At 61.6% G+C, this 987-nt stretch carries 1 protein-coding gene and 1 pseudogene; both read right to left on the bottom strand.

What is annotated here, in order from left to right:
• Positions 1-271 (bottom strand): annotated as a pseudogene (locus EOD07_RS35740) (polyamine ABC transporter substrate-binding protein); the annotation flags it as partial.
• A 47-nt stretch (positions 272-318) separates the two neighbouring features.
• Positions 319-984 carry a transcriptional regulator BetI gene (betI, locus tag EOD07_RS35735; RefSeq protein ID WP_127238463.1) on the bottom strand — a complete coding sequence of 222 codons (666 nt, stop codon included), beginning with the start codon at positions 982-984 and terminating at the stop codon, positions 319-321.
• Positions 985-987: the final 3 nt, after the last annotated feature.

The following is a 987-nucleotide window of genomic DNA, read 5'->3' as shown; positions in this document are numbered from 1 at the left end:
TCACCACGCTCTGCGAGCACGGATGGCCGAGATCGGATTTGAAGCCGGAGCGGATCTTTTCGAAGGCCTCGTCCTCGTCGCCGAAGAAGGCGAAGGTCGGCGAGTCGCCGTTCTTCTCGACATATTTGCCGTGGAAGCTCGGATCCTCATAGCCGGACCAGTCGAACACGATCAGGTCCTTGTCGGCGGCGACGGCAAACGCCACCGCCGAAGCCGCGATCACGCTCCCAAGCGCCAGGGTCAGTGTCAGGCGTCGGCTGAGTTTCTTCATGCTGTTCCATCCTCTTTTGGTTGCCGGTCTTGTTTGGCCGGCTGTTGCTAACCGTAATGTTTCGGGAAGGCGGCGGCCAAAAACGCATTTGCCGCCTGCAATGCGGTCTCCCGCGTGGTGTCCTCCGTCCCCATCATCAGCCGCAGCCAAAGGCCCTCGAGCATGGCGCTGAGCGCAAGCGCGATGACCTGGGGGTCATAGGCGTAGCCGCCGCTTTCTTTGAGCGTCGTGCAGAGATCGATGAACACCTGCTGGTAATAGGCGTCCCGCGAGCTGCTCAGCGCCTGGTAGGTCGGCCGCGACTTCGCCTCGCCCCAGAAGGCCAGCCAGGCGGCGAGCTTGCGCTTGTTGCAGATCGAGCGGTCGAAATCCGCCCACACCAGTTGCTGTAATTGTCGCGCCGGATCGTCGCCCGCCTTCTGCAAGGCGGTGCGCCAATGCGCCGAATACTCGTCATACATATGCTGCAGCGTGGCTATGAGCAGCTTTTCCTTGCTCTCGAAATGGAAGTTGACGATGCCGCGCGACAAGCCCGCGCCGTCGGCCACGTCGGCCATCGTCGTTTCGGCATAACCGCGCTTGGCCAGTGAATCGATCGTCGCCTCGATCAGCTGCAACCGCCTGACCTCTTTCGAGGCCTTGCGGCCGCGCTTTTCGGCGTCGCCTTTTCGTGCCGATTCAGCGACGTTGTCGGTGGCATCTGCTGTCTTCATAAG

This window comes from Mesorhizobium sp. M2C.T.Ca.TU.002.02.1.1 (assembly GCF_003997225.1).
This window is presented reverse-complemented; position numbering and strand designations above follow the sequence as displayed.

Excerpts from the sequence above, each read along its gene's own strand:
- betI (WP_127238463.1), bottom strand. The coding sequence starts at position 984 with ATGAAGACAGCAGATGCCACCGACAACGTCGCTGAATCGGCACGAAAA.